The organism is Mesorhizobium sp. YL-MeA3-2017, from assembly GCF_030814575.1.
In the GTDB taxonomy this organism is placed as follows: Bacteria; Pseudomonadota; Alphaproteobacteria; order Rhizobiales; family Rhizobiaceae; genus Mesorhizobium; species Mesorhizobium terrae.
This window is the reverse complement of record NZ_JAUSVH010000001.1, coordinates 4,817,868-4,844,143: the sequence shown is the minus strand read 5'-3', so window position 1 is coordinate 4,844,143 and position 26,276 is coordinate 4,817,868. Positions and strand designations below refer to the sequence as shown.

Sequence of the window (26,276 nt, the reverse complement as noted above, 5' to 3'; positions counted from 1 at the left end):
ATTCGACGTGCAAATCCCGGACGCGACGTTCGGCGTGTTTGGGATGCGAGGTCTCCTATGGCCGCCGTTCCGAACCCGTCCGGAAGGAGTTCGCCCATGGCCTCTCCCGTTACCGATGCGCGTATCACGACCCTCGTTAGTCGTCTGATCGAAGCCAATGAGCTCGAGATTGCCGCACGGGAGCGCGAGGACACGCGTGCAGGAAACCGTCAGGTGGATCGGATGCGGCTCGTGCTGGATGAGCTTGTTAACTCCCCAATCGGGCGCGATACACTTGAGCGTCTGATGACACATGAGATGCCCGAAGTGCGCCTGCGCGCGGCCGGCCGAGTTATGGGGTGGGCGCCCAAAAAAGCCATTCCTGTACTCGGATCTCTGGTCGCCAATTGGATGCCGAAAGACCCGAAAAAGGGATATGTCGCCGTTGGCCTTTCTGCCGGCTGGAAACTCTACGAATACTTCGGCGTCAAGGATTTCGACCACAATAAGCTCATCGAGCCGTTGCGCACCTATGGGATCGAGCTGCCGAGGCGGCCAGACTAGCAGCGGAACAATCGAAGACGCGACCGGCGCGCGATGGCGCGCCGGCAGCACCACAACTACCCGGTACCAACACGAGGAAAGACTACCGATGCAATTCCATCGCGGCCGCCTGATCGACCATATCCATCTGCGCGCGGCCGACCTTGAAACGACCAGGCGCTTCTACCGCGCAGTACTCGAAGCCATCGGCCACGCCTCCTCCATTCATGAGGGCGAGACCTTCTTCTCGGCCGACGAATTGTGGATCGACGCCGCCAGCGGCCAGACCTCGCGCGTGCATCTCGCCTTCCAGGTGCCCGATCGCGAGACGGTGGCGAAATTCTACCAGGCGGGCCTTGCCGCCGGCGGCAGGGACAATGGCGGACCGGGCGAGCGCAGCTATCACCCCGGCTACTACGCCGCCTTCCTGTTCGACCCGGACGGCAATAACATCGAGGCCGTCCACCATGGCCCCTTCGAGCGCTCGGCGCCGTCGGTGGTGATTACGCCGAAATAATCAAGTCCGGCACCTTAATTGCCCTTACCATTGGAGGCCCCGATGTTTTCGAAGATCCTGATCGCCAACCGTGGCGAGATCGCGTGCCGCATCATCCGTACCGCGCGCAAGCTGGGCATCGATACGGTCGCCGTCTATTCCGACGCCGACGCCGCCTCCCTGCATGTCGCCATGGCCGACGAGGCGGTCCATATCGGCGCCTCCCCGGTCGGCGAGAGCTATCTTAGGGCCGAGCGCATCATCGCGGCGGCAAAGCAGACGGGTGCCGAGGCCATTCACCCCGGCTACGGCTTCCTTTCGGAAAACCCGAATTTCGTCGATCAGGTGGCGGCGGCGGGGCTGGTCTTCATCGGCCCGTCGGCCGCGTCCATCCGCGCCATGGGCCTCAAGGATGCTGCTAAGCGGCTGATGGAAAAGGCCGGCGTGCCTGTCGTGCCCGGCTATCACGGCGAGGCGCAGGACATCGTGCTGTTGGCCACCAAGGCGCGCGAGATCGGCTATCCGGTGCTGATCAAGGCGCGCGCCGGCGGCGGCGGCAAGGGCATGCGCCGGGTCGATCATCCCGATGATTTTTCCGAGGCACTGTCCGGCGCGCGGCGCGAGGCCAAGGCCGCCTTCGGCGACGACCGCGTGCTGGTCGAGAAATATGTCGACAAGCCGCGCCATATCGAGGTGCAGGTGTTCGGCGATAATTTCGGCAATGCCGTGCATCTTTACGAGCGCGACTGCTCGGCGCAGCGGCGCCATCAGAAGGTGATCGAGGAGGCGCCGGCGCCCGATATGACGCCGGCGCTGCGCAAGGCGATGACCGATGCCGCGGTGAAGGCCGCCAAGGCGATCCAGTATTCCGGCGCCGGCACCATCGAGTTCATCGTCGACGCCTCGAAGGGACTGTTGGCCGACCGCTTCTGGTTCATGGAGATGAACACGCGCCTACAGGTCGAACATCCGGTGACGGAAATGATCACCGGCGTCGACCTCGTCGAATGGCAGCTGCGCGTGGCTTCCGGCGAAAAGCTGCCGAAGGCCCAGGACGAGATCGCGCTTTCCGGCCATGCCTTCGAGGCGCGGCTCTATGCCGAGGATGCGACCAAGGGCTTTCTGCCGGCGATCGGCACGCTGCATCACCTGCGCTTTCCCGAGACCGCGCCGGCGGGTGCCAGCATGCGCGTCGAGACAGGCGTGCGCCAGGGCGATGCCATCTCGCCCTATTACGACCCGATGATCGCCAAGCTTGTCGTGCATGGGCCCGACCGCGCGAGCGCGCTGGCCGCGCTCGGCGAAGCGCTGGCCGGTACCGAAATCGCCGGCTCTGTCACCAACACCGCCTTCCTGGCTGCGCTGGCCGCCGATGAGGATTTCGCCGCCGGCGATGTCGACACCGGCCTTATCGGCCGCAAGCAGGAGGCTTTGACGGCGATCGCCCTTCCCGGCGACGATGTCATCGCGACGGCAGCACTTGCGGCGGCGGACGTCTCCATCCCTCGAAACGGTTCCGACCCATGGTCGTCACTTGTCGGCTACGCGCATTTCCACGCCGGCGCGCGCCGCATCAGGCTGAAAGCCGGCGACGAGGAAATCGCTGCCCGCATCACCGCGCGCGACGACGGTGGCTTCGATGTCGCGACCGAGACGGGCGTGCACGCCTTGCGGGCCGGCGGCGGCAAGCGGCTGGCGCGCTGGCCCGGCCACGTCACCGTCTTTGCCGGCGCCACGGGCTATAGTTTCGGCGTGCCGGATCCGCTGGCCAAGGCTGATGATGCCGGCGCGGGTGTCGGCAATCTGCGTGCGCCGATGCCGGGGCTGGTCAAGGTGGTGCGCTCGGTGGCTGGCGACGTGGTGGTCAAGGGGCAGCCGCTGCTCATCCTGGAAGCGATGAAGATGGAGCACACCATCGCCGCCCCGCATGACGGCACCATCGCCGAGATCGCTACGGAGGGCGCGCAGGTGACGGACGGAACGGTGCTGGTGCGGTTCGCCGAGACGGAGGCCTGAGCCGCCGACGATCCACGCCACGATCTCCAGCAAACAAAATGGCCGGGACAAGCCCGGCCATTCCGCTTTCATCAATCATCCCATGCGGGATCAGTCGACCTTGATCGGCGCGTACTTGCCTTCATGCCACTGGTTGATGTCGTACTTGGCGTTCTTCAGGTCACCCTTTTCGTCGAAGATGACTTCGCCAACCACGGTGCTGATCGGCTTGCCGTCCTTCAGCGCGGCGGCAACCTTGCCCGGATCGTCGCTGCCGGCGCGCTTGATGCCTTCGGCGAAAGCCTGGATCGTGGCGTAGGAGAACAGCGTGAAGCCTTCCGGCACGAAGCCCTTGGCCTTGATCTTCTCAATCGCTTCCTTGGCTTCCGGGCGGGCCTGCGGGTCAGCCGGGAACACGAACATCGTGCCTTCGCCAGCCGGGCCGGCAACCTGCCAGAATTCCGGCGAGGCGATGGAGTCCGGCATGATCAGCTGGTACTTGAAGTTCTGCTCGGCCGACTGGCGCAGGATGAGGCCGGCCTCCGGATGATAGCCGCCGAAATAGACGACATCGGCCTTCAGGTTCTTCAGCTTGGTGACCAGTGCCGAATAGTCCTTCTCGCCGGAATTGATGCCTTCATAGAGCACTTCCTTCAGGCCGCCCGCGTTCATCGTCGCCTTCACGGCGTCGGCGACACCCTGGCCATAGGCGCTCTTGTCGTGCAGCACGACGACGTTCTTGCCGGCATACTTCTTGGCAATCCACGGACCGATGAAGGCGCCCTGGGCGTCGTCACGGGTGTAGAGGCGCATGATCGTCGACCAGCCCTTCTTGGCGGCGTCGTCGGTCATCAGCGGGTTGGACGAGGCCGGGCTCATCATCAGCGCGCCGGCTTCGGCATAGACGGCGGAAGCCGGAATGCTCGAGCCCGAGCAGGCGTGACCGTCAATGAACATGACGCCGTTGCCGACGATGCGGTTGGCCACCGAAACGGCCTGCTTAGGGTCGCACTGGTCATCCTCGATGTCGATCTTGATCTGGCGTCCGTTGACACCGCCGGCGGCGTTGATGGCGTCGGCCGCGGCCTGCGCGCCGTGCTTGAACTGGTCGCCGATGGTGGCGAGCTGGCCCGTCATCGGCCCGACAACCGCGAAGGTGATGTCTTCGGCATAAGCGGCCGAGGCGCTGAGCGCCATGCCGAACAAGGCAGCGCTCAAAAATTTGGTCTTCTTCACTTTAAACCTCCCAAGGCTTGCGCAACCCCCTGGCCACGCTTGGCCGAGAATGGCCTCAAAATTCCACCGCTCGTCAAGCCCGTCGAAGCGTTTTTGCAATCGTCGGGTTAATCGCGCCGGCCAAATGCCGGGTCGAAAATGCGAAAACCGCGCCGGTCTTGTAACGACCGGTCGCGGTTTTCTTTCGCCGGGGCGGTTTCGAGCCAGATGGCTTCGAAAACGACCCGCCTTCCCTGTTTCGCCGGGCGGCCTTGCTGGCCGCTTCCGTTTCTTCAATTCGCCGTTGGAGCGGCGAGACCATCCCCTCGCGGGGCGGAATTCAGTGCGTGGTCATCCAGTCGCGGGCTTCGCGCAGGGCATGAGCGATCTCGCCCTTGGTCATGGAAGCCGAAAGTTCGGACCGCAGTTCCGCGGCGCGGGTCGAGCCCTTGATCGCGGCGATGTTGAACCATTTGTGAGCCGTGACTACGTCGGTCTCGCAGTCGCGGCCGGTCGCATACATCATGCCCAGTTCGAAGAGAATGTCGGCTTGAGCGGTTGCGCCCATCGTACCGAACCCTGCTTCCAGCATCTCGAAACGTGCCATTTCAAATCCCCTTGTCTGACCCTGTCTGCTCCTGAAAGCCGCCACCCTTTTCTTCAGTGGGTGTGCGCTCTTCCGATGCTTCGAAGAATGAAGGGGACGCTTGAATCCGTCGTTAAATGGCTTGCTTAACTGGAAGAAAACAAAGCTAAAACAAGAAGTAAACGTGAGAAACCGTTAAGGATAGGAAGTCCGCGATTGCTGGGTTTTCGCTCAAATTCGACGAAAATCCGAACCTCGCAAAACAAGGTTTCGCTAACCACGCGAAAGCTTCGCGAATTGAGAAATGCCTCAGCAGCCGGCGAAATGCCCTTTCGAACGCCGATGAAAAAGCGCTTTTCCTTCCCCAGCGGCACGGCTTTTGTTTTATTGGGGACTGGATTAGCCTGCTTGGGCGTGAGGGATGGAGAGGCTGGACCCGCAGGTCCGGCGGAGCGCACAGGGAGGAAGGAATGTTTCGCAAACTCAGCTTGGCTGTTGCGGCCACATTGATCATGGCGGGCGCGGCCTGGGCCGACCCGATCGAAGGCAACTGGAAGACGGCATCCGGTGCCACGGCGGCGATCTCGGGCAGCGGCTCGTTCTCGATCACGCTGAAGACCGGCAAGCATGCCGGCAAGACGATCGGCTCGTTCAAATCGACGGGTGAAGGCAAATATGCCGGCACCATCACCGATCCGGAGAACGACAAGACCTACAACGGCAAGGCCTCGATCTCCGGCAAGTCGCTGAAGATGAGCGGCTGTGTGCTGGGCGGCCTCATCTGCAAGAGCCAGACCTGGACCAAGATGTAAGCCGAACAGCAGACCCGGTTGACGACAAGGCGTTTCCGCCATGCGGGAACGCCTTTTGTTTTGGGAGCTGCGGTTGCAGTTGCCTCTCCTTCTCCCCTTGCGGGAGAAGGGGCGCTGCATCTGAATTTCCGTCAATCATTTTGAACCCTGGATGAACGGTGGCCTCAGAAGGGGTTCAGCCGCGCTCGGGCATTCTCTCCAGCATTGAGGGAGAGACCAATGCTTGCGCGCCGCTTCACCATCGTCTGCCTGCTGATGACGTTGTTCGGCATGGGCTTCGCGACACTGGTTGCCGGAGACGGCCGCTCCGCCCGGGCCTGGGATCAGGCCGGCTTGCGGCTCTGCGGTCTCGCCTGCCCCGACAGCTACACCCGTTGAACACCCGACACCTCGTATCGAAAGCCGCCGCCATGAACAGCATCGCCGAAAACACCGTCGCCGTTCTGAAGCTGTTGCCGCGCGCCATGCTGATCCTGATGCTGCTGGCTGCTCCGGTGCTGGCCGTGCCGATGATGCGGACAGGCACGGGCTCGACCATCGAGGCGCCGGCACTCAAGAAGAACGGCATCGGGCTGGTTCTTCTGGTCAGCCTGCAGCGCGGCTGATCAAGCTGATTGCTCAATCAGCTAAAAGCACGGGCAGCTAGAAAACACGGACCACTAAAAAAGCATGGGCCAATGAGCCTTTGGCGGGGCGGCCCCTCCCCAGTGTCATGTTCCATCTCTATAATGGGTCATGGAAAAGCGAATCTATCCACAAGCCATCGAGACCCTGGTCATGCCGGAGCCCTATGCCCGGCAATCCTTCGACGATGCCGGCGAGGCCGTCGCCGCGCTCAAGGTGCTCTACGAGCGCAACACCAAATTCCTGCGCGACTCCTTCTCGGCACTTGCCGCCGGCGGCGGCAACGACAAGCGCTACCGCGCCTTCTATCCGGAGGTCAGCGTCGTCACCAACTCGTTCACCCAGGTCGACTCGCGCCAGGCCTACGGCCATCTGCCGACGCCGGGGCAGTTCTCGACCACCATCACCCAACCGCATCTGTTCGAAAGCTACCTGACCGAACAGCTCAGGCTGATCATGCGCAATCACGGCGTGCCGGTGATCGTTTCGGAATCGGAGACGCCGATCCCGCTGCATTTCGCCTTCCTGGAAGGAACCTATGTCGACAGTGCCGCCGCCGAGCGCATCCGCCGGCCGATCCGTGACCTGTTCGACGTGCCGGACCTCGACGGCACCGACGATCAGATCGCCAACGGCACCTTCGAGGTGGCGCTGGGCGACCCGCGCCCGCTGGCGCCCTTCACCGCCCAGCGCATCGACTATTCCCTGCACAGGCTGACGCATTACACGGCGACCAGCCCGCAGCATTTCCAGAATTTTGTCCTCTTCACCAACTACCAGTTCTACATCGACGAGTTCTGCGCGATGGCGCGCGAGTTGATGGCGAAGGGTGGCGAGGGTTATTCCGAATTCGTCGAGCCGGGCAATGTCGTCACCAGGCCGGGCACGCCGCTGCTCAGCGAAGGCACCGCGCCGGGACGGCTGCCGCAGATGCCCGCCTATCATCTGAAGCGGCCGGACCATGGCGGCATCACCATGGTCAATATCGGCGTCGGTCCGTCCAACGCCAAGACCATCACCGACCACGTCGCCGTGCTGCGCCCGCATGCCTGGCTGATGCTTGGCCACTGCGCCGGCCTGCGCAACACGCAGGCGCTGGGCGACTATGTGCTGGCGCATGCCTATGTGCGCGAGGACCATGTGCTGGACGACGACCTGCCGGTGTGGGTGCCGGTGCCGGCGCTGGCCGAGGTGCAGGTGGCGCTGGAGGAAGCGGTGGCCGAGGTGACCGGGCTTTCCGGCTACGACCTCAAGCGCATCATGCGCACCGGCACGGTCGCCACCATCGACAATCGCAACTGGGAACTGCGCGACCAGCGCGGGCCGGTGCAGCGGCTTTCGCAATCGCGCGCCATCGCGCTCGACATGGAATCGGCAACCATCGCCGCCAACGGGTTCCGCTTCCGCGTGCCCTACGGCACGCTGCTGTGCGTTTCCGACAAGCCGCTGCATGGCGAACTGAAGCTGCCCGGCATGGCGACCGAATTCTACAAGCGGCAGGTGGCGCAACACCTGACCATCGGCATTCGCGCCATGCAGAAGCTGGCCGAAATGCCGATGGAGCGGCTGCATTCACGCAAGCTGCGCAGCTTCTCGGAGACGGCGTTCCAGTAGGAGGCCGTACTCCGAGCGGCGGTGTGCGGCGTCGGCCTCAACCGACTATAGTGACGGCGGTTGCCGAACATCAGGTCGCCGATGACGATCAGACTCCAGCGATCCCCCAGGGCCTCGAGAATCCGATTGATCGGGCAGCCCAGCGCAGGGCATTCACGCGCACTCCAAAAACCGATTGCAATATAAAATCAGTTTATGTAACCTACAACCGGTTGCGAGATGCAATCAGTCAGGCAGATATGCCGCGTGGCTGATTGCAAGCGATGGAGGCGGAGGGATGCTCAAGACCGACGGCGTTATCTAGATGATCCCAAAACCCTGTTCGCAGCAGCGTGCAAAACTGTTGAGGGAGACGAAAAGATGAATGCCCCCGCCTCTATCACCATCTCGCCAATCCTCGTTGCCGACCTTTTCGTCGAGGGCGAGCGAATGCCAGTCTACGTGCACGTCATCGACCATCCCAACGGGCGCATACTGGTCGACACCGGCATGACGGAGCTGCACCCGGCAGTGGTGGCCGCCTTCAGTCCGCGCCTGTATCCGCTGAGCAAGCAGGACTTCGACCTCGCCGGCATCGACATCGTCGTCAACACGCACCTGCACGCCGACCATTGCGGAGGCAACCATCTCTTCGCCGGCAAGCCGATCTACGTCCAGCGCCGGGAACTCGACAACGCGCGCAACGAGGACGACTACACCATTCGCGAGTGGGTCGATGCACCCGGCGTGGAGTACGTGCCAGTCGACGGTGAGCTCGAGCTACTCCCCGGGCTCCGGCTTGTCCCGGCGCCCGGCCACACAGCCGGCATGCAGGTCGTCGTCGTTGAGACTGGCGGGCACCCGGTCGTCGTTGGCGGCGACGTGGCGGTCTGGTTTGGCGAGCTCGACGAGCCGCAGACCGAAGGCCAGCTGCGGGTGCGCGCGCTCGACCCCGAACTGGTCTGGCTCGCGCACGAGCACGAGCCGTGGCGACCCCGCACCGCATAAGGCATCTGGATGCCGGGCAGGCGCGCTACCGGAGAAAAGGTCGCCGTCAGCTCTCGCACTCGCCGAGTATCTCAGTCGCCGTTGACCAGCCCCAGGACAAGCCGCTGGATGTTGCCGCCCGGCCCCATCTCGACGCGATCGAACTCGCTGCTCTCCTGGCGCTGCGCCAGCGAGGCCTCCGACAGCGGCGTCTGGATCTGCTTGCGGATCTTCTGGCAGCCGGGGTCATTCGGCACCGAAACGCCGATGGTCGTCGCCTCGATCCGCTTCAACATCGCCTTCATGTGGTCGCCATGGACTTTCTCGTGACGCCGGATGCCGTCGATGAAGACGTCCCAGCGTTTCTGCACCGCCGGCGCAAGCGCATTGGCGGGCTTCGGCAGCGTATAGGTGATGGTTAGCTTGGGCGTCGCCGACACCAGCGTGCAGCCGCCGCCCTGCGGCACGTAATTCCTGGACCAAGTGAGCGTGAAGAAGGTGTGGGCGATGACGCGGCGGCCGCTGCTGCCCACCGCCGGGCCGTTCTGGCCGATGGAACTGTAGAGCTCAGCGCCGGATGCGCCGGTGATGGCATAAGGCTTTTCCTGTTCGATGGTGCGGCCACCGGCCTGCGCGGAGGAGGCCGCCAAGACAAAGCCGGCCGTAGCCGTCAGCAGGACAAGTCCGTTCTTCAAGATCATCGCGTTTCCAGGATAGGGCATTGCATTTTTCGCGCGCACCATAGAGAGCGCTTGCCCTACCATCAATGAGCCGCAATGTTTCGAGCTATGACCGCCATGGACAGCGCCCGTATCCTGTTTCAATTCCTGATCGCCGCCTGCGCGGTGGCGTCCTCCGTCGCGCTTCTGGCCGGATTCTTCGGCGCCTTTCATCCGGCGTTGGATTCCTTCTCGCATTTCCGCACCCACCTCGCGGCGCTGCTCGTCTTGTTGGCGCTGGTGATGATCATTGCCGGCCCGCGCTGGCAGGCGGTGCCGTTCCTGGTTTTTGCGATCGCCTGCCTTGCGACGACGACCAGCCTTCCGGGCCTCGGCAAATCACAGGCCGGCTTCACCGCCAAGCCGGACGACCGCGCCGTCTACCGGCTGCTGCAGATGAACCTGCGCTACAACAACCCGACGCCTGAAAAGGTGTTGTCGCTGATCGACAGCGTCAAGCCGGACGTGGTGACGCTGAACGAGGTTTCCGACATGTGGGCGGGCAAGCTGAAGCTCCTGTCCGGTGTCTATCCCTACAGCATCGCCTGCCCGTTTCCGAACGGCTTCTTCGGCGTGGCGCTGCTGTCCAGGCAGCCCTTTGTCGAAGGCAGCGAGCCGCAATGCAATGACCGTGGATCGATGGCGACGGCCCATATCGACTTCGGCGGCACGGAAGTGGCGGTCGCCGCCGTCCATATTGGCTGGCCGTGGCCGTTCAACCAGTTCCGCCAGATCCGCAGCCTGAGCCACCCGCTGGCAACACTGGGCGAAGACGCCGTCGTCGCCGGCGATTTCAATGCCGTGCCGTGGAGCGAGGCGGTGCAACGGTTCGCCAGAGCCGGCGCCTTGACGCTGGTGCCCTCCGCCGGCCCGACCTGGTTTTACCGGAGGCTGCCCGCCGCTTTGTCCTTTGCCGGACTGCCGATCGACCAGGTGTTGTACAAGGGCGCCGTGGTGGTCCACTCGGCCACGCTTCTGGAAGACACCGGCTCGGACCACCGGCCGGTCCTCGTCGAATTCTCGCTGAAGCCGGCGGCGGCGGAACCGGAGGGCGGACCGAAAACGGCGACTGTTTCGGCCGAACGACCCGAACAACGCAAATTGGTACGCGGCGGCTGACCGCCGGCGCCTCCCGGGATTTCAGGCGAAGACCTTATTGCGCTTTCTGCAGGGCGGTGACGAGTTTCTGGACATGGCCGCCAGGGCTGTGCTCGCGCATGTCGAAGGCGACCTGCCTGGCTTCGTAGTCGGCGGTGGCGGCGGCGGTCCTGCGCTCGGCTTCGCGGCGTGTCTTGATGCATTGCGGATCGTTGGCGAGGTTGAGACCGGAAACGGAGCGCTCGCCGGCCGCGACCATCTGGCGGGCGATGCGGCCGTGGGTTTCCTCATGTGCCCGCACGCCGGCGAAAAAGACCTGCCAGCGCTTGCGCAGCGCCGGCGACATTTTCGAGGTGACGCGCGGATATTGGTAGGTGAGGTCCAGGGTTCCGTCGGCGCGCAGCAAACGGCAGCCGCCAGCTGACGGCTCGGTCTTGTAATCCCAATTGAGGGTGTAGGACGTGCGGGCGATGGCGCGCGTGGTGAAGCCGTGCCGCGGGCCGCTCTGGTCCATGGCGGCGACCAGCGCCTTACCGCTGTCGCCCGCGATATCGTAATTCGTGGTGTGGACGACCACCTTGGCACCGGCCATGGCGAGGCCGGGCAGGCTTCCTGCAATCAAAAGTCCGGCCAGACAGCGAACCGCGGCGTGACGCATCAATGTTCCTCCCAACCCTCCGCCAGACCTTCAATGGTCGTCTTTTTCACGGAAGCTTGATCGAGCCTTGCTACGTCTCTGCGGTCGAATTAAGGCGCTAAGGTGCCCCATAGCGCCTTAGTCCCCAACTACATGTTCTGATAGACCGGCCCCTCGCCACCCTGCGGCGGCACCCAGTTGATGTTCTGGTTCGGGTCCTTGATGTCGCACGTCTTGCAGTGCACGCAGTTCTGGGCGTTGATGACGAAGCGCACATCCTTGGCCGTCGGATCAGCGGCGGCATTGCCTTCCGCGTCGACCCATTCATAGACGCCCGCCGGACAATAACGCGTCGACGGTCCGCCGAAGACGTCGTGCTCCGAACTCACCTGCAAGGCCGGGTTCTTGACCTGGAGATGGACCGGCTGGTCCTCCTCATGGTTGGTGCCCGACAGGAAGACAGACGACAGTCGGTCGAAGGTCAGCACGCCGTCCGGTTTCGGATAGACGATCTTCTGGTGCTTCGATGCCGGCTCGAGCGCGGCGGCGTCGGTCTTGCCGTGCTTCAGCGTGCCGAAGGGCGAGACGCCGAACAGCGTGTTCAGCCACATGTCGAGGCCACCGAGGCCAACGCCGACGATGGTGCCGAAACGCGACCACAACGGCTTGACGTTGCGAACCTTCTTCAAGTCCTTGCCGATGTCGGTGCCGCGCCAGGCTTCTTCATAAGAGGCCAGTTCGTCATTGGCCCTGCCGGTGGCGATGGCTTCCGCGACGTGCTCGGCCGCCAGCATGCCGGACAGGACGGCGTTGTGAGAACCCTTGATGCGCGGCACGTTGACGAGGCCGGCCGCGCAGCCCATCAGCACGCCGCCGGGGAAGGACATCTTCGGCACCGACTGCCAGCCGCCCTCGGTGATGGCGCGCGCGCCATAGCCGATGCGCTTGGCTCCGGCGAAGGTCGGCGCGATCGCCGGATGCGTCTTGAAACGCTGGAATTCCTCGAACGGCGACAGATAAGGGTTCTTGTAGTTCAGGTGCACGACGAAGCCGACCGCAACCTGATTGTCTTCCAGGTGATAGAGGAAGGAGCCGCCGCCGGTCTTCATGTCGAGCGGCCAGCCGAAGGAATGCTGGACGAGGCCGAGCTTGTGGTTCTCCGGCTTGACCTGCCAGAGTTCCTTCAGGCCGATGCCGAACTTGGCGGGCTCGCGGCCTTCGGCGAGGTTGTATTTGGCGATGAGCTGCTTGGCGAGCGAGCCGCGCGCGCCTTCGCCGATCAGCACATATTTGCCCATCAGCGCCATGCCGGGCGCGAAGTTCGGGCCATGCGAACCGTCTTTCTCGACGCCCATGTCGCCGGTGTAGACGCCGGTGACCGCGCCCTCTTCGTTATAGAGCAGCCCGGCGGCGGCGAAGCCCGGATAGATTTCGACGCCGAGCGCCTCGGCCTTGCCGGACAGCCAGCGGCAGACGTTGCCGAGGGAGACGATGTAGTTGCCGTGATTGTTCATCAGCGGCGGCATCAGGATGTTCGGCAGGCGGAAGGAACCGGCCGGTCCCAGAACCAGGAAATGATCAGCCGTCACCTCGGTCTTGAAAGGGTGGTCGCTCTCCTCGCGCCAGCCGGGCAGAAGGCGGTCGATGCCGATCGGGTCGACGACGGCACCGGACAAGATGTGGGCGCCGGCCTCGCCGCCCTTTTCCAGGACGACAACGGAAAGATCGGGGTTGACCTGCTTGAGCCGGATCGCCGCGGCGAGCCCCGCCGGCCCCGCGCCGACGATCACCACGTCGAATTCCATGCTCTCCCGTTCGATCTCGCTCATCAGGTCCCTCCGCACTGGCTTGCCGTTCCGGCATCTTGCTGGCTCATGCGCTCCATAGCGCATCATTCCGCGACGCGAAACCGGCTCGCAACGACAGCACCGTTCCGCCGGCCGGCAAAGCTTCACGTTGGCGCAGAATATTTGACGTTCACGTAAACGTCAAATAGAGCGCAACCCTTGAAAACGGGAGCTTTTCGCGGAACCGGATATCGGTCATAGTCCTGTTCATGCGCAGTCGTGGGCCAGCCGGCTTAACATTATCGCGCCTATCCCCTGCCCCAGGCCGACTATGGCCGGCGGCCATCCTCGGTTTTCTCCTGACGATCTCGACTGGCGCGGCGCAGGACAAGCAAAAGGTCTGGGACAGCGGCCCCTATTCCTTCTCCGACGAGCTGGGCGGTTTCCGCATCACCGGCGTTTCCGGCAAGGGCACGCGGCAGGACCCGATCGTCATCCAGGAAGAGCTGAGGTCGGCGACGCCGATTACCCTGACCATCAGGGCGATCCGCCCGGTCATCCCGTTCGATCCGTCCGGAGACTATGTCAGCGGCATCCTCTACATGCGTGTCGTCACGATGAACAACAGCGGCCATCCCTGGCAGGAATTCCAGTTCGAGCTGCAGAAGATACTGGGCGAGCCGAGCACATTCAGCGATGGCCTCTCCTTCGACCAGCGCGACCCCGAGCCGGAGCATGTCTCGTCGTCCAACTTCGCCAAATTCGAGCGGCTGCTGGAGCCCTATGACCGCCTGCTGTTCTCGCAGGGCAAGATCGACCCGAAAAAGTCCGGCGAGTTCGAATTCCTGATCACCGATTATACGCCGCGCTGGGCCTTCTACATCGTGCAGGACCCGCGCATTCCCTCGACCTGAACGATTGTTTCCACCCTGCGAGACCCTGGCGGCGGCCGGCCCGAAGGGTGGCCGCAGGGCCTTGTCAGCATAGTGCGAGGCCGACGCGGCGCGCCGCTTTCCGAAAAGCCCGCAATCAGTCATACTTGCGTCATGCGCAGCACCGGCCAGAGGTGGTTTCCAGCTTGGTGCCTTCCCACCGCCCGGCGCCTTGCGAGCCTGGCGATCCTTCCCGGTTTCCTTGCAGTATCAGCACCTCACAGCCATGCCGGCGAACACAAGGCGTGGCCGTGCGGCCCCTACGCCGTCTCGGACGAACTCGGCGGTTTCCGCATCTCGGGCGCTTCCGGCAAGGGCACGCGCACCGATCCCATCGTGATCGACGAGGAGCTGGATTCGCCCGAGCCCGTGACGCTGACCATCCGCACCACCCGCCCGATCGTGCCCTTCGATCCTTCCGGCGACTATGCCTCGGGGCAGCTCTATCTGCGCATCAACGCGCTCAACAACAGCGGCGAACCGTGGGTGGAGTTCGAATTCGAACTGCAGTCGGTTCTCGGCCAGCCGAGCGACGACACCGACGGTCTTTCCTTCGACCAGCGCAACGTGACCCCCGACAACATCCACTCCAGCACTTATGCCCAATACCACCGGGAGCTGCGCCCCTATGACCGGCTTCTGTTCAAGAAGGGCCAGGTCGACCCCAAGCATGTCGCGGAATTCGAATATCTGGTGACCGACTACACGCCACGCCTGGCGATCTACATCCTGCAGGAACCGCGCGTGCCGGTGATGTGAACAGCGGCCTCTTCGCGCGGGCTCCGCTCTTGCAAATCGCGGCCGGCCGGCAGATGGTGCCGGCATGACTGCCCCCAATCTCGACCATGGCGCGGACCTTTACGGGCTGCTCGCCTTCTATGCCGAAGCCGGCGTGGATGAAGCGCTGAGCGACGAGCCGATCGACCGCTTCGCCGAAGCGCGGCAGGCCGTCAACGCTGCGCCGATTGCAGCGGCGCAAGCCAGTGAAGCGACGGCTCCGACGCGCGCGGCCCCGGCGCCAGCCGCACGGTCGGCGCCCCCGCCCATGCCGGCGCAACCCTCAGCGAGCGTGCCGGATGAGGCGCAGGCGGCCCTGGCGCGCCAGCTTGCTGCCCAGGCCTCGACGCTGGACGAACTGCGACAGGCCATGGCCGGCTTCGACGGCTGCAACCTTAAATTCACCGCCAAGAACCTGGTCTTCGCCGATGGGAACCCCAATGCGGCGCTGATGCTGGTGGGCGAAGCGCCTGGCCGCGACGAGGATTTGGAAGGCCTGCCCTTCGTCGGCCGTTCCGGCCAGCTGCTCGACCGCATGCTGAAGGCCATCGGCCTCGACCGCAGCTCGGCCTATATCGCCAATGTCATCCCTTGGCGTCCGCCGGGCAACCGCACGCCGACGCCGCACGAGACCGAAATCTGCCGTCCGTTCATCGAGCGCCAGATCGAGCTGGTCAATCCGAAGGTGCTGATCAATCTGGGCGGGCCTTCGGCGAAAACCCTGCTCAACACCACCGAGGGGATTCTGAGGCTGCGCGGCAACTGGCGCGTCCATATGACGGCCAGCGGCACCGCCATTCCCGCGATGCCGACGCTGCACCCGGCCTATCTGCTGCGCACGCCCGCCCACAAGCGCCTGGCCTGGCGCGATTTCGTCGAAGCCAAGATCAAGCTGCGCTCCCTCGCCTGACGACAAAAACCAAGCGCCGCGACCCGTATCCGGTTCTCGGCGCATGATTTGTTCGGCACTTTGGCCAGTTCATTCTCAGGCAGGCTGACGGCGCAGCCCGACATATTGCAGCTCGGCGAACAGCGCGACCGCCACGGCCTGGGCGCTGACGAAGGCGATGCCGAGCAGGTTCGGCGAGATGGCGCCCGAGACGAGCAAGCCGAAGCTGGCGACGACCCAGAGCACGTTGATGGCGATGATCTCGACCAGCATGGCCCGCGACACCGTCTGACGGCGCGACACGGCGAAGACCATCGCCACGAAAGGCACCAGGGCAACGCCCGCCCAAAACAGCAGGCCGGAAGGAATGCCGAGCAGCGGGCCGAGCAACGACGCGCCGGCAAGCGCCAGGACGGCAGTGGCGCCCGTGGCGACGGCATCAAGCAGCAGCACGTTGCGGAGGAACGGGGTGACAGTGATCGGCATTGGCTTTCTCCTGTTGGTGATGCGGCGGACCGTTCCGGCATCTGATGACCGGACAATGCCAAGGCCGTTCATGCCTGGCGATTACGCGCCAGGTAATGGAAATAACTTTCTTCCGATCATAGATTTGCAGCCATCCGAGGAGCTTCAACGCGCTGCTGGCCTGCATTGCCCGCCGTCCGCGCGACAAGAAAGAAAAGACCACGATGACCACGCCCGAAACCTCAGCCGGCAGCCTGATCCGCGAATGGCGCACCCGCCGCCGCATGAGCCAGCTCGACCTCGCCATGGAGGCGGAAATCTCGCAGCGGCACCTCTCCTTCGTAGAAAGCGGCCGCGCCATGCCCTCTCGCGACATGGTGCTGCGGCTGAGCGAGCAGCTGGCGGTGCCGCTCAGACAGCGCAACCAGATCCTGTTGGCTGCCGGGTTCGCTCCGTCCTTCTCGGAGCGCAAGCTTTCCGATCCCGACCTGGCACCGGCCATGGACGCGGTGAAGCTGGTGCTGAAGGGGCATGAACCGTTCCCGGCGCTCGCAGTCGACCGCCACTGGAACCTGATTTCCGCGAACGCGGCACTGGCGCCGCTGCTTGCCGGCGTCACCGATCCTGCCCTGCTCGAGGCGCCGGTGAACGTGTTGCGGCTCAGCCTGCACCCCAAGGGCGTCGCGCCCAACATCGTCAACCTCGCGGAATGGCGCGCGCATCTGCTTGAACGGCTGAAGCAGCAGGTTGCGGCTTCGGCCGACCCTGTTTTGGAGAAACTAGAGGAGGAGCTGCGCTCCTATCCCGTCCTGTCCGCCACGCGGGCACCGAAACCGGAGGCCAACGCCTTCGTGCACCCGCTGCGGCTGAAGCTGGACGGCACCGTGCTGTCCTTCATCAGCACCACCACGGTGTTCGGCACACCGCTCGACGTGACGCTGTCGGAACTCGCCATCGAGACCTTTTTCCCGGCCGACGAAGAGACGCGCCACGCGCTGGCCTGCCTTGCGCTCGAACGCACAAAGGCAGTCGGCAAGGCCTGATCAGCCGGGCGGTTGCGACGCCTTGCGCGAGGCGGCGCGTTCGAGGCCGAGCTGCCGCTCACGCAGGATGATGAACAGGCCAGCGGCGACCACGATGGCGCCGCCCACCAGCATGTGCAGGGTGGGCACGTCGCCGAACGCGAAATAGCCGACGACGATCGACAAGAGCATGGACGTGTATTCGAACGGCGCCACCACCGACGCCTCGGCGTGGCGATAGGCCGAGGTCATCAATATCTGCCCGAGCCCGCCGCAGAAGCCGGCAAGGATGAGCAGCAACACTTGACGGGTGGCTAGCGCCTGCCAGCCGAACGGCACCGTCAGCAATGCTACCACGCTGGCGGTCAGCGAAAACCACAGGACGATGGTGGCGGTGCGCTCGCTGTGAACGAGGCTGCGTACCAGAAGCATGGCGACCGCCGAAATCGCGGCGGCGATGAAGGCGGCGATGACGCCGAGGACTTCCTGGTCGCCAAGTGCGGCGCCCGAGCGCAGCAGCGTCAGGGTCGGCCAGGAGATGATGAGCACGCCAACCAGCCCGACCGCCACCGCGCCCCAGCGGTAGATGCGGATGGTTTCGCCAAGGAAGATCGCGCTGAACACCACGACCAGCAGCGGCTGGGCATAGTTCAGCGTGATCGCCTCGGGCAGTGGCAGCCGGGTCAGCGCGAAGAAGCCGAAACCCATGGCGCTGACGCCGACCACGCCGCGCGCGATGTGGTTGAGCGGCCGTTTCGTGGAGAAGGCGGTGCGCAGCTCGTGCCGGAAACCGAGGAAGATCAGGATCGGAAAAATAGCGAAGAAGGAGCGGAAGAAGACGATCTGGCCGGCCGGCAGTTCACCGGCGGCCTTGATCAGCGACGACATCGCTACGAAGACGGCGACTGAACAGATTTTGAATGTGATGCCGACCAGCGTGCGCTGCTGGCCGGACGATGCGTCCGATGTCACTGCATGCCAGCGTCCTGGATCGCTCCCCAGATGCGCGACGGAGTTGCCGGCATGTCGATGTGCCTGATGCCGTAGGCGCGGTAGAGCGCGTCGGTGACGGCATTGAGCGTCGCCGGCGTAGCGCCGATGGTGCCGGCCTCGCCTGCCCCCTTGATGCCGAGCGCATTGGTGGTCGACGGCACGTTGCGGGTCTCGAAATGGAAGGACGGCACGGTGTCGGCGCGCGGCATGGCGTAATCCATGAAACTGGCGGTCAGCAATTGCCCGTCCTCGCTGTAGACCGTGTCTTCGGTGAGCGCCTGGCCGATGCCCTGCACGACGCCGCCATGCACCTGCCCGGCCAGAAGCAGCGGGTTCACCGTTACGCCGAAATCGTCGACGATGGTGTAACGCGTAATCGCGGTGGCGCCGGTGTCGGGATCGATCTCGACCTCGCAGATATGCGTGCCGTTGGGATAGGTGCATTCGTCCTGCAGGAATTCGCCGAAGCCGCGCAGATCGTCCGGTCGCTTGGCCGCCTTGGCAATCGCCGCGAAATCCATCGACCGGTCGGTGCCGACGATGCGAGCCATGCCGCCCTCGAGCTCGATGTCGGCGGCGGCCGCCTCCATCTCGTCGGCGGCAATGCGCCTGATCTTCTCGGCGAGGTCTTCGCCGGCACGCGCGGTGGAAACACCGCCGAGCGGGATCGAGCGCGAACCGCCGGTGCCGCCGCCGGCCTTCAATTCGTCGGTGTCGCCCTGTCGAACGTGGATCCTGTCGATCGGCAGGTTGAGCTTGTCGGCCAGGAACTGCGCATAGGCCGTGGCGTGGCCCTGGCCGTTGGACTGCGTGCCGATCTTCAACGTCACCGTGCCGTCGCCATTCAGCTCGACATGGGCCGGCTCGGAACCGGGGAAGGCGCAGGCCTCGACATAGGTGGCCATGCCGATGCCGCGTATCCTGCCGCGCCGTTTTGCGTCCTCCAGCCGTTCTGAAAATTGAGTCCACGCAGCCCGTTGCATGGCCTGGCTCATGTGGCCCTCGAATTCACCAGTGTCGTAGAGCCTGCCTGTCTGGGTGCGATAGGGCATCTGCTGTGGGCGGATGAAGTTGCGGCGGCGGATCTCCTCGACCGGCAGGCCGAGGTCGTGCGCGCAGGCGTCGACCAGCTTCTCGATCAGCAATGCCGCCTCGGGCCGGCCGGCGCCGCGATAGGCGTCGACGGGCGTGGTGTTGGTGTAGACGGCGGTCACCGAAACATCGAGCGCCTGGATGTCATAGACGCCGGTCGACATCGAAACGCCGACGACGGGAATGTAGGGACCGTATTGCGAAACATAGGCGCCGAGATTGGCGGTGAGGCCGATGCGCAAGCCGAGGAAACGCCCCTCGCCGTCCATCGCCATTTCCGCGGTGGCGAGGTTATCGCGGCCATGCGCGTCGGTCAGGAAATGTTCGGTGCGGTCGCCTGTCCATTTGACCGGCGTGCCAAGCCGCTTGGCCGCCTCCAGCACAAGCACGTGTTCGCGGTACGCGAAAGCCTTCGGACCGAAGCCGCCGCCGACATCGGGGGTGATGACGCGCAGCTTGTCGCGACCGATGCCGAAGACGCCGGCCACCACATATTGCATCGAATGCACGCCCTGCGAGCCGGTGGTCAGAACGAAGCGATCCTCATCGGCATTCCATTCGCCGATGGCGGCCCGCGCCTCCATATAGTTGCAGATCAGCCGGTTGTTGACGAAGTCGATGCGGGTGACCCGCTTGGCGCGGGCGAAAGCGGCGTCGGTCTTGGCCTTGTCACCGATATGATAGGCGTAGGCGCGGTTCGAGCCGAGTTCGGGCCAAACCAGCGGTGTTCCGGCATCGAGCGCCGTCGCGGTGGCGCCGGCGGCGTCCAGGCTGTCGTAATCGACCTCGATCAGTTCGGCAGCGTCCTGCGCCAGCGCCCGGCTATCGGCGACGACGAAAGCCACGGCATCGCCGACATAGTTGACCTGATCATGGCACAGGATCGGGATGTCGCGCGTCGGCGCGCGCGTGCCGTCCGGCTGCGGCTGCATCACCGTGGAACGCAAAGCCCGCAGATGACCGAGATCGGCGCCGGTCAGCACCAGATGCACGCCGGGCGCAGCCTTAGCGGCCTCGGTCGAGCCGATGGAAAAGCGCGCCTTGGCCGCCGGCGAGCGCAACACGTAGCCGTGCAGGACACCGTCTGGGCGAATATCGTCGGTATAGCGACCGCGGCCCGTGATGAAGCTGACGTCTTCGACGCGGCGGACCGCGGCGCCCATCCCGAATTTCGGAGTGACGGCCGTCATGGGAACCTCGCAGCGGATGGCGAAAGGATGGATCAGGTTGAGATAGACCTACCGCCAGTTTTGTCGAGGGGTGGTTTCGTGTAAAGAGCCGCAACCTCAATAATCTTGAACCAGCGTCTGCTGGTCTCGCCAGCCTTTCAGGAAAGCCACGGATGCGCACAGACACCGGCCAGGTCTTCAAGCTCGAAGACTACCGTCCAAGCGACTATCTCATCCCCGCCATCGACATGGCTTTCGCACTTGCACCGGACGCAACCAGGGTTGTGGCGACATTGACGGTGGAACGCCGGCAAGGCGTGGCCGCGGGCACGCCGCTGCTGCTCGACGGCGACGAGCTGAAGCTGGTCCGCGTCGAGATCGATGGCAAGCCGCTGAAAGAGGCCGCCTATGCGGTAACGCCCGACCAGCTGACGATCCTTGCTCCGCCAGCCGCACGCTTCAGCCTGACCATCGAGACCGAGGTGAACCCGTCGGCCAATAGCGCCCTGATGGGGCTCTACCGTTCGAACGGCGTCTATTGCACGCAATGCGAGGCCGAGGGTTTCCGGCGCATCACCTATTTCCTCGATCGGCCCGACATCCTGTCGGTCTACACGGTGCGCATCGAGGCGCCCAAGGCCGAGGCACCGCTGCTGTTGTCCAACGGCAACCCGGTCCGCCATGGCGAACTTGCCGGCGGCCGCCACTTCGCCGAATGGCACGACCCCTTCCCCAAGCCCTCCTACCTGTTCGCGCTGGTGGCTGGCGATCTCGGCAGGCTGGCAGACGAATTCACCACCATGTCCGGCCGCAAGGTCGAACTCGGCATCTATGTCGAGCACGGCAAGGAAGCGCTGGCCAGCTATGCGATGGACGCCCTCAAGCGCTCGATGACATGGGACGAGGAAAAGTTCGGCCGCGAATACGACCTCGACGTCTTCAACATCGTCGCCGTCTCCGACTTCAACATGGGCGCGATGGAGAACAAGGGCCTCAACATCTTCAACGACAAATATGTTCTGGCCGACCAACAGACCGCGACCGACGCCGATTTCGCCAATATCGAGGCGATCATCGCGCATGAATATTTCCACAATTGGACAGGCAACAGAATCACTTGCCGCGACTGGTTCCAGCTCTGCCTGAAGGAAGGGCTGACCGTTTATCGCGACCATGAATTCTCGGCCGACCAGCGTTCGCGCCCGGTCAAGCGTATCGCCGAAGTGCGCACGCTGCGCGCGCACCAGTTCCCGGAGGATCAGGGGCCGCTGGCGCATCCGGTGAGGCCGCGCCGCTACCGCGAGATCAACAACTTCTACACGGCGACCGTCTACGAGAAGGGCTCGGAAGTGGTGCGCATGATCCGCACCATCCTGGGCGCCGAGATGTTCCGCGCCGGCATGGACCTCTATTTCGAGCGCCATGACGGCGACGCCGCCACCATCGACGACTTCCTGAAAGTGTTCGAGGACGTTTCCGGCCAGGACCTGTCGCAATTCGCGCTCTGGTATCACCAGGCCGGCACGCCGCATGTGACGGTGAGTTCTGCCTACAACGCAAGCACCCACGAGTTCACGCTGGAGATCGAACAGTCGTCGCCGCCGACGCCGTCGGAGAGCCGCAAGCGGCTGATGCACATTCCGCTGGCCTTCGGGCTTGTTGGCCCCGATGGTGAAGACCTCGCTTTTGGCGAGGTGAGCGGCGCCACGGTGGAAGACGGCGTCCTTCACCTGCACAAGCGCCGGCAGACAGTGGTTTTCAAAGGCCTCAGCGAACGGCCGGTGCTGTCGCTGAACCGAGGCTTTTCCGCGCCGATCACGCTGTCGCTGGAGCAGAAGCCCGAGGACCGGATCTTCCTCGCCGGCAATGACGGCGACGCCTTCTCGCGCTGGCAGGCCTTCAACACGCTGCTCACCGACGCGCTGATTGCCGGCTTCCGCCGCATGCTCGGCAACAGGCAGCCGGAGTTCGCCGCCTCGCTCGGCGAGCTTGCCGGCCGCATCGCCGCAAATGCGTCGCTGGAGCCGGCCTTCCGCGCCCTGGCGCTGACGCTTCCCGCCGAAGCCGACATCGCCCGCGAGATCGGCAAGGGCATCGACCCGGACGCGATCTTCGCCGCACGGGAAGCGCTGGCCCGGTCGATCGCGACGGTCAATGAAGAGGGTTTCAGGCAGCTCTACGCTGAATTGAACAGCGATGGTCCGTTCCGGCCCGACGCCGACGGCGCCGGACGGCGCGCCCTGCGCAACGTGCTGCTCGACTATCTGGCGCTGCTGCCAGGCGGCGCCGAATTCGCCGCCCTGCACTTCGCCAGCGCCACCAACATGACCGATCGCGCCGCCGGCCTGACCGCGCTGGCGCATCGCCATGCCGGCACGCCGCAGGCCGTGGATGCACTGGCGCGGTTCGAAAACGAATATTCCAGCGACGCGCTGGTGATGGACAAATGGTTCCTGATCCAGGCCAGCGCGCCGGGACCCGCCGCGTTGGACACCGTGCGTGGGCTGACCGCGCATCCCGCCTTCTCGATCGGCAACCCGAACCGCGTCCGTTCGCTCATCGGCACCTTCGCCGGCGCCAACCAGACCGGCTTCCACCGCGCCGACGGCGAGGGTTACCGCTTCTTTGCCGAGACGGTGCTGGAGGTGGAGAAGCGCAATCCACAGGTCGCGGCGCGGCTCGCCACCGCGATGCGCTCCTGGCGGTCGCTGGAACCGGTGCGCCAGGGCAAGGCGCGCGAGGCGCTGGTGTCGATCCTCAAGGTGGAAAAGCTCTCGGCCGATCTGAAGGACATCATCGAGCGCACGCTGGCCTGAACCGGCCCAAGTGGAAGCTTTGGCCGGCGATACAGAAAACGCCGGTCAAATTTATTAAATCTTTAATATTTTCTCCCCGCCCACTGGACAAGGCGAATCACCTTTGATTCTTTAGTGACGATTCGGAAGTGCGGTGTAACCGGGTCATCATCGGGGTTTTTGGGGAGAGCCAGTCAATGGCCAAGGCGGACGCGTTGCGCGCGCCCGGACGGACAGCTTTTGAGCGGCGCGGGCAATCGCGACGCGGTGGCGCCTTCGCAGGCAATGCCCGGCTCATCTCTGCTCCGACCTACGGCCAGTTGCTCGCCGCCGAGCCGGTTCTGCGCCGGCTGATCCCCTCGCTCATCATCCTGTTTCTCATTGCCATCGCCGGCCTGCGCTGCCTGTCGCTGATGAACTGGCACGACGAGATCGACCGCAACGCCAAGGCGATCCTGACACTCGCAGCCGGCGAACTGGCGAAGTCCGGTCCGGCTAGCGGCGCCAGCGACCCGCAGGACCTGATCGAAGAGGCCGTGCGCCAGGGCTCGCTCAGCCCCGACCATGTGCTGGCGCTGACCGACCGGAACTTCAAGGTGCTGGCGGTATCGCCCAAATCGACGCGCTGGCAGGGCCGCGCGCTGGATACGGTCGTGTCCGGCGGACAGCCTCTGTTCCTGTTCGGCGAACGCGCCGGCGTGCTCGACGTGCAGATCGGCGAGCAGAACTGGTACGCCGCCGTCGATCTGAGACCCGATGGCAAGGGCGCCGCCGCCGTGCTGGTGCCGCAGGACGCCGTCTTCGTCGAATGGCGCAAGGCCGTCTCGCTCAATGTGACGCTGTTCGTGCTGACCGCCGGCGTGCTGCTCGTCGTGCTCTACGCCTATTTCTGCCAGGTGACGCGCGCTAAGAGCGCCGACCGCATCCTGGCAGAATCGCTGCAGCGCATCGACATGGCGCTGGTCAGGGGCCGTTGCGGCTTGTGGGACTGGGACATGGTGCGCGGCAAGATGTACTGGTCGCGCTCGATGTACGACATGCTGGGCTACGAGCCCTGCGAGACGATGCTGTCCTTCGGCGAGGTCGACGAGATCATCCATCCCGAGGACGGCAATCTGTTCGAACTGGCCGAACGCATCGTCGCCCGCGAAATCGACCAGATCGACCAGGTCTTCCGCATGCGCCATGCCAATGGCCAATGGGTGTGGATGCGCGCCAGGGCGCAGGTGATGGACCCGGACGCGCCCGAAATCCAGCTCATCGGCATTGCCGTCGACGTCACCGAGCAGCGCCATCTGGCACTGCGCTCGGAGGCCGCGGACCTGCGCCTGCGCACCGCGATCGAGAACATCAACGAATCCTTCGTGCTGTGGGATGCGGCCGAGCGGCTGGTGATGTGCAATTCCAAGTTCCAGTACGACAACGGCCTGTCGGACCGCAGCGTCATGCCCGGCACCGAGCGCACCGAGATCGAGGAACGCATGCTGGCCTTCGCCTCGGAGCGGCGGCTGGCCAACACCAACGGTCCGAATGGCGGCGTGAGCATCGAGCGGCAGCTTGGCGACGGCCGCTGGCTGCAGGTGAACGAATTGAAGACCCGCGACGGCGGCACCGTCTCGGTCGGCTCGGACATCACCCAGATCAAGCAGCATCAGGACAAGCTGATGGACAGCGAGCGCCGGTTGATGGCGACGATCCACGACCTCAGTCTCGCCCGCCGCGCCGAAGAAGAGCGCGCCCGCGAACTGGTGGAGCTGAACCGCAAATACATCCGCGAGAAGGACCGCGCCGAGGCCGCGAACCAGGCCAAGTCGGAGTTCCTGGCCAACATGTCGCATGAGCTGCGCACGCCGCTCAACGCTATCATCGGCTTCTCGGAGCTGATGGAACAGGGGCTGTTCGGGCCGCTCGGCTCGTCGCGCTACGACGAATATGCCACCGACATCAATTCGTCCGGCAAATATCTGCTCGGCGTCATCAACGACATTCTCGACATGTCGAAGATCGAGGCCGGCCAGTTCTCGATCGACCGCGAGGAGATCGATCTCAACCCGCTGATCAGCGAAACGGTGCGGGTGGTGTCGCTGCAGGCCGCGCAGAAGTCGATCACCGTGGAAACGCGCATCGCCGACAGCCTGACGCTGGTGGCCGACCGCCGCGCCATCAAGCAGATCGTCATCAATCTCCTGTCCAACGCCGTCAAGTTCACCGGCCAGGGCGGGCATATCGTGGTCAGGGCGCGCAATGCGTCGGGCGCGCTGACGCTGACCATCGAGGACAATGGCTGCGGCATTCCGAAGACGGCGCTTGGCAAGCTCGGCCGGCCGTTCGAACAGGTGCAGAACCAGTTTTCCAAGAACCACACCGGTTCCGGTCTCGGGCTCGCCATCTCGCGCTCGCTGGCCGAACTGCATGGCGGCGCGTTGAAGATCCGCTCCACGGAAGGAACCGGCACCATCGTTTCGGTGCGCATCCCGATCCGCAAGGCGCAGCAGCCGGTGAAGGCGGCGGCCTAACTTTCCGCAATGCCCGTCAGGCAATGGCCGGCGACTTCCGTCGCCGGCGTGCTCGCTTCATCGACCGCGCTTACTCCGCGCCTTCGAGGCGGTGGCCGCGGCCACCCTTCGGCAATTCGTTCTTCTCGATCTTGCCGTCGTTGTTCTTGTCGAGCAGCGCGAAGACCTTCTTCTGGCGGGCAGTGACATCTTCCTGGGTCAGGACGCCATCACCCTTAGTGTCGTAGCGGGAGATGATGCGCTTGGCCATCTGCTCGAAGCGGGCTTTTTCGAGCGCCGCGGCAAGCTGTTCAACGGTGACCTTGCCGCCATTGTCGGCGAGGATCTTCGTCAGTTGCGGGTTCATCGCCGCCTCGAACTGGTCGAAAGTGATGCCGCCGTCGTTATCCTTCAACGCCTTCTGCAGACGCATGCGGACACCGTCGCGCATGCCGTCGCCCTTTTCCTGCGCATAAGCGGCCGTGCCAACCACACCGGCCAGGGCCACGAACGCAAATGCCAGTTTTGTCGATTTTCTCATCGGTATCTCCTGTTGCATCGTTACCCCCGATGCTT

General features: G+C 64.3%; 24 protein-coding genes and 1 pseudogene. 15 read left to right on the top strand and 10 right to left on the bottom strand.

What is annotated here, in order from left to right; translation table 11 throughout:
• The first annotated feature begins 96 nt into the window (after window positions 1–96).
• From QFZ88_RS22755 to QFZ88_RS22745, 3 genes are all read left to right on the top strand, one after another.
• Entirely contained in the window at window positions 97–543 is a 447-nt protein-coding gene (locus QFZ88_RS22755) for a DUF2019 domain-containing protein (RefSeq protein ID WP_024925458.1), read from the top strand.
• A gap of 88 nt (window positions 544–631) precedes the next feature.
• Window positions 632–1,039, top strand: a complete 408-nt coding sequence (locus tag QFZ88_RS22750; protein WP_024925459.1) for a VOC family protein — start codon at window positions 632–634, stop codon at window positions 1,037–1,039.
• Window positions 1,040–1,081: 42 nt separating this feature from the next.
• On the top strand, window positions 1,082–3,034 hold the full coding sequence (locus QFZ88_RS22745; protein WP_024925460.1) for an acetyl/propionyl/methylcrotonyl-CoA carboxylase subunit alpha: 1,953 nt from the start codon (window positions 1,082–1,084) through the stop codon (window positions 3,032–3,034).
• Between the two features lie 90 nt (window positions 3,035–3,124).
• On the opposite strand, the gene QFZ88_RS22740 is transcribed toward QFZ88_RS22745, so the two are convergent.
• Window positions 3,125–4,249 (bottom strand): ABC transporter substrate-binding protein, encoded by a 1,125-nt coding sequence (locus tag QFZ88_RS22740; protein ID WP_024925461.1) that lies wholly within the window; start codon window positions 4,247–4,249, stop codon window positions 3,125–3,127.
• A 319-nt stretch (window positions 4,250–4,568) separates the two neighbouring features.
• Entirely contained in the window at window positions 4,569–4,835 is a 267-nt protein-coding gene (locus QFZ88_RS22735) for an SEL1-like repeat protein (RefSeq protein WP_024925462.1), read from the bottom strand.
• 449 nt (window positions 4,836–5,284) lie between these two features.
• On the opposite strand from QFZ88_RS22735, the gene QFZ88_RS22730 reads away from it, so the two are divergent.
• The 4 genes from QFZ88_RS22730 to QFZ88_RS22715 all read left to right on the top strand — a co-directional run bounded on the left by QFZ88_RS22730 (window position 5,285) and on the right by QFZ88_RS22715 (window position 7,864).
• A complete protein-coding gene (locus tag QFZ88_RS22730; RefSeq protein WP_024925463.1) occupies window positions 5,285–5,626 on the top strand; it encodes a DUF2147 domain-containing protein in 342 nt (113 codons plus the stop codon).
• 219 nt (window positions 5,627–5,845) lie between these two features.
• Window positions 5,846–6,004: a hypothetical protein gene (locus tag QFZ88_RS22725; RefSeq protein ID WP_162835303.1), complete on the top strand. Its 159-nt coding sequence runs from the start codon at window positions 5,846–5,848 to the stop codon at window positions 6,002–6,004.
• A 32-nt stretch (window positions 6,005–6,036) separates the two neighbouring features.
• Window positions 6,037–6,231 (top strand): hypothetical protein, encoded by a 195-nt coding sequence (locus QFZ88_RS22720; protein ID WP_024925464.1) that lies wholly within the window; start codon window positions 6,037–6,039, stop codon window positions 6,229–6,231.
• 130 nt (window positions 6,232–6,361) lie between these two features.
• A complete protein-coding gene (locus QFZ88_RS22715) occupies window positions 6,362–7,864 on the top strand; it encodes an AMP nucleosidase (protein WP_024925465.1) in 1,503 nt (500 codons plus the stop codon).
• 43 nt (window positions 7,865–7,907) lie between these two features.
• Here the strand turns inward: QFZ88_RS22715 and QFZ88_RS22710 are convergent.
• Window positions 7,908–8,007: pseudogene (locus tag QFZ88_RS22710) on the bottom strand (winged helix-turn-helix transcriptional regulator); the annotation flags it as partial.
• Between the two features lie 217 nt (window positions 8,008–8,224).
• Here QFZ88_RS22710 and QFZ88_RS22705 point away from each other — a divergent pair.
• Window positions 8,225–8,851 (top strand): MBL fold metallo-hydrolase, encoded by a 627-nt coding sequence (locus QFZ88_RS22705; protein WP_024925466.1) that lies wholly within the window; start codon window positions 8,225–8,227, stop codon window positions 8,849–8,851.
• Window positions 8,852–8,922: 71 nt separating this feature from the next.
• Here QFZ88_RS22705 and QFZ88_RS22700 read toward each other — a convergent pair whose 3' ends face one another.
• The gene (locus QFZ88_RS22700) at window positions 8,923–9,531 is read right to left on the bottom strand and encodes a DUF922 domain-containing Zn-dependent protease (RefSeq protein ID WP_051504854.1); all 609 of its coding nucleotides are present in this window, start codon (window positions 9,529–9,531) and stop codon (window positions 8,923–8,925) included.
• Window positions 9,532–9,606: 75 nt separating this feature from the next.
• On the opposite strand from QFZ88_RS22700, the gene QFZ88_RS22695 reads away from it, so the two are divergent.
• A complete protein-coding gene (locus QFZ88_RS22695; RefSeq protein ID WP_244431231.1) occupies window positions 9,607–10,668 on the top strand; it encodes an endonuclease/exonuclease/phosphatase family protein in 1,062 nt (353 codons plus the stop codon).
• Window positions 10,669–10,702: 34 nt separating this feature from the next.
• Here QFZ88_RS22695 and QFZ88_RS22690 read toward each other — a convergent pair whose 3' ends face one another.
• Window positions 10,703–11,305 carry a DUF922 domain-containing protein gene (locus QFZ88_RS22690; RefSeq protein ID WP_024925469.1) on the bottom strand — a complete coding sequence of 201 codons (603 nt, stop codon included), beginning with the start codon at window positions 11,303–11,305 and terminating at the stop codon, window positions 10,703–10,705.
• Between the two features lie 128 nt (window positions 11,306–11,433).
• Window positions 11,434–13,113: an electron transfer flavoprotein-ubiquinone oxidoreductase gene (locus tag QFZ88_RS22685; RefSeq protein WP_024925470.1), complete on the bottom strand. Its 1,680-nt coding sequence runs from the start codon at window positions 13,111–13,113 to the stop codon at window positions 11,434–11,436.
• A gap of 227 nt (window positions 13,114–13,340) precedes the next feature.
• On the opposite strand from QFZ88_RS22685, the gene QFZ88_RS22680 reads away from it, so the two are divergent.
• The 3 genes from QFZ88_RS22680 (at window position 13,341) to QFZ88_RS22670 (ending at window position 15,690) form a co-directional block, all read left to right on the top strand.
• Window positions 13,341–13,985, top strand: coding sequence for a hypothetical protein (locus QFZ88_RS22680; RefSeq protein WP_024925471.1), 645 nt, complete (start codon window positions 13,341–13,343; stop codon window positions 13,983–13,985).
• 132 nt (window positions 13,986–14,117) lie between these two features.
• A complete protein-coding gene (locus QFZ88_RS22675; RefSeq protein WP_024925472.1) occupies window positions 14,118–14,762 on the top strand; it encodes an MATH domain-containing protein in 645 nt (214 codons plus the stop codon).
• Window positions 14,763–14,826: 64 nt separating this feature from the next.
• Window positions 14,827–15,690 carry a uracil-DNA glycosylase gene (locus tag QFZ88_RS22670; protein ID WP_024925473.1) on the top strand — a complete coding sequence of 288 codons (864 nt, stop codon included), beginning with the start codon at window positions 14,827–14,829 and terminating at the stop codon, window positions 15,688–15,690.
• 75 nt (window positions 15,691–15,765) lie between these two features.
• On the opposite strand, the gene QFZ88_RS22665 is transcribed toward QFZ88_RS22670, so the two are convergent.
• Window positions 15,766–16,155, bottom strand: a complete 390-nt coding sequence (locus tag QFZ88_RS22665) for a hypothetical protein (protein ID WP_024925474.1) — start codon at window positions 16,153–16,155, stop codon at window positions 15,766–15,768.
• Window positions 16,156–16,358: 203 nt separating this feature from the next.
• On the opposite strand from QFZ88_RS22665, the gene QFZ88_RS22660 reads away from it, so the two are divergent.
• Complete coding sequence (locus tag QFZ88_RS22660) at window positions 16,359–17,177, top strand: helix-turn-helix domain-containing protein (protein WP_024925475.1); 819 nt, start codon at window positions 16,359–16,361, stop codon at window positions 17,175–17,177.
• On the opposite strand, the gene QFZ88_RS22655 is transcribed toward QFZ88_RS22660, so the two are convergent.
• Window positions 17,178–18,128: a DMT family transporter gene (locus QFZ88_RS22655; protein WP_036254885.1), complete on the bottom strand. Its 951-nt coding sequence runs from the start codon at window positions 18,126–18,128 to the stop codon at window positions 17,178–17,180.
• Window positions 18,125–20,431, bottom strand: coding sequence for a xanthine dehydrogenase family protein molybdopterin-binding subunit (locus tag QFZ88_RS22650; protein ID WP_024925477.1), 2,307 nt, complete (start codon window positions 20,429–20,431; stop codon window positions 18,125–18,127). The genes QFZ88_RS22655 and QFZ88_RS22650 overlap by 4 nt, the downstream gene beginning before the upstream one ends.
• Window positions 20,432–20,583: 152 nt before the next feature.
• On the opposite strand from QFZ88_RS22650, the gene pepN reads away from it, so the two are divergent.
• Window positions 20,584–23,226, top strand: a complete 2,643-nt coding sequence (gene pepN / locus QFZ88_RS22645; RefSeq protein WP_024925478.1) for an aminopeptidase N — start codon at window positions 20,584–20,586, stop codon at window positions 23,224–23,226.
• Window positions 23,227–23,402: 176 nt separating this feature from the next.
• Entirely contained in the window at window positions 23,403–25,721 is a 2,319-nt protein-coding gene (locus tag QFZ88_RS22640) for a PAS domain-containing sensor histidine kinase (protein WP_024925479.1), read from the top strand.
• Window positions 25,722–25,791: 70 nt separating this feature from the next.
• Here QFZ88_RS22640 and QFZ88_RS22635 read toward each other — a convergent pair whose 3' ends face one another.
• Window positions 25,792–26,241: an EF-hand domain-containing protein gene (locus tag QFZ88_RS22635; protein WP_024925480.1), complete on the bottom strand. Its 450-nt coding sequence runs from the start codon at window positions 26,239–26,241 to the stop codon at window positions 25,792–25,794.
• Window positions 26,242–26,276: the final 35 nt, after the last annotated feature.

What these genes read in the sequence shown, in the direction of transcription:
- QFZ88_RS22755 (WP_024925458.1), top strand. Translation starts at nt 97, where the DNA reads ATGGCCTCTCCCGTTACCGATGCGCGTATCACGACCCTCGTTAGTCGT.
- QFZ88_RS22750 (WP_024925459.1), top strand. Translation starts at nt 632, where the DNA reads ATGCAATTCCATCGCGGCCGCCTGATCGACCATATCCATCTGCGCGCG.
- QFZ88_RS22745 (WP_024925460.1), top strand. Translation starts at nt 1,082, where the DNA reads ATGTTTTCGAAGATCCTGATCGCCAACCGTGGCGAGATCGCGTGCCGC.
- QFZ88_RS22735 (WP_024925462.1), bottom strand. Translation starts at nt 4,835, where the DNA reads ATGGCACGTTTCGAGATGCTGGAAGCAGGGTTCGGTACGATGGGCGCA.
- QFZ88_RS22730 (WP_024925463.1), top strand. Translation starts at nt 5,285, where the DNA reads ATGTTTCGCAAACTCAGCTTGGCTGTTGCGGCCACATTGATCATGGCG.
- QFZ88_RS22725 (WP_162835303.1), top strand. Translation starts at nt 5,846, where the DNA reads ATGCTTGCGCGCCGCTTCACCATCGTCTGCCTGCTGATGACGTTGTTC.
- QFZ88_RS22720 (WP_024925464.1), top strand. Translation starts at nt 6,037, where the DNA reads ATGAACAGCATCGCCGAAAACACCGTCGCCGTTCTGAAGCTGTTGCCG.
- QFZ88_RS22715 (WP_024925465.1), top strand. Translation starts at nt 6,362, where the DNA reads ATGGAAAAGCGAATCTATCCACAAGCCATCGAGACCCTGGTCATGCCG.
- QFZ88_RS22705 (WP_024925466.1), top strand. Translation starts at nt 8,225, where the DNA reads ATGAATGCCCCCGCCTCTATCACCATCTCGCCAATCCTCGTTGCCGAC.
- QFZ88_RS22700 (WP_051504854.1), bottom strand. Translation starts at nt 9,531, where the DNA reads ATGATCTTGAAGAACGGACTTGTCCTGCTGACGGCTACGGCCGGCTTT.
- QFZ88_RS22695 (WP_244431231.1), top strand. Translation starts at nt 9,607, where the DNA reads ATGTTTCGAGCTATGACCGCCATGGACAGCGCCCGTATCCTGTTTCAA.
- QFZ88_RS22690 (WP_024925469.1), bottom strand. Translation starts at nt 11,305, where the DNA reads ATGCGTCACGCCGCGGTTCGCTGTCTGGCCGGACTTTTGATTGCAGGA.
- QFZ88_RS22685 (WP_024925470.1), bottom strand. Translation starts at nt 13,113, where the DNA reads ATGAGCGAGATCGAACGGGAGAGCATGGAATTCGACGTGGTGATCGTC.
- QFZ88_RS22680 (WP_024925471.1), top strand. Translation starts at nt 13,341, where the DNA reads ATGCGCAGTCGTGGGCCAGCCGGCTTAACATTATCGCGCCTATCCCCT.
- QFZ88_RS22675 (WP_024925472.1), top strand. Translation starts at nt 14,118, where the DNA reads ATGCGCAGCACCGGCCAGAGGTGGTTTCCAGCTTGGTGCCTTCCCACC.
- QFZ88_RS22670 (WP_024925473.1), top strand. Translation starts at nt 14,827, where the DNA reads ATGACTGCCCCCAATCTCGACCATGGCGCGGACCTTTACGGGCTGCTC.
- QFZ88_RS22665 (WP_024925474.1), bottom strand. Translation starts at nt 16,155, where the DNA reads ATGCCGATCACTGTCACCCCGTTCCTCCGCAACGTGCTGCTGCTTGAT.
- QFZ88_RS22660 (WP_024925475.1), top strand. Translation starts at nt 16,359, where the DNA reads ATGACCACGCCCGAAACCTCAGCCGGCAGCCTGATCCGCGAATGGCGC.
- QFZ88_RS22650 (WP_024925477.1), bottom strand. Translation starts at nt 20,431, where the DNA reads ATGACGGCCGTCACTCCGAAATTCGGGATGGGCGCCGCGGTCCGCCGC.
- pepN (WP_024925478.1), top strand. Translation starts at nt 20,584, where the DNA reads ATGCGCACAGACACCGGCCAGGTCTTCAAGCTCGAAGACTACCGTCCA.
- QFZ88_RS22640 (WP_024925479.1), top strand. Translation starts at nt 23,403, where the DNA reads ATGGCCAAGGCGGACGCGTTGCGCGCGCCCGGACGGACAGCTTTTGAG.
- QFZ88_RS22635 (WP_024925480.1), bottom strand. Translation starts at nt 26,241, where the DNA reads ATGAGAAAATCGACAAAACTGGCATTTGCGTTCGTGGCCCTGGCCGGT.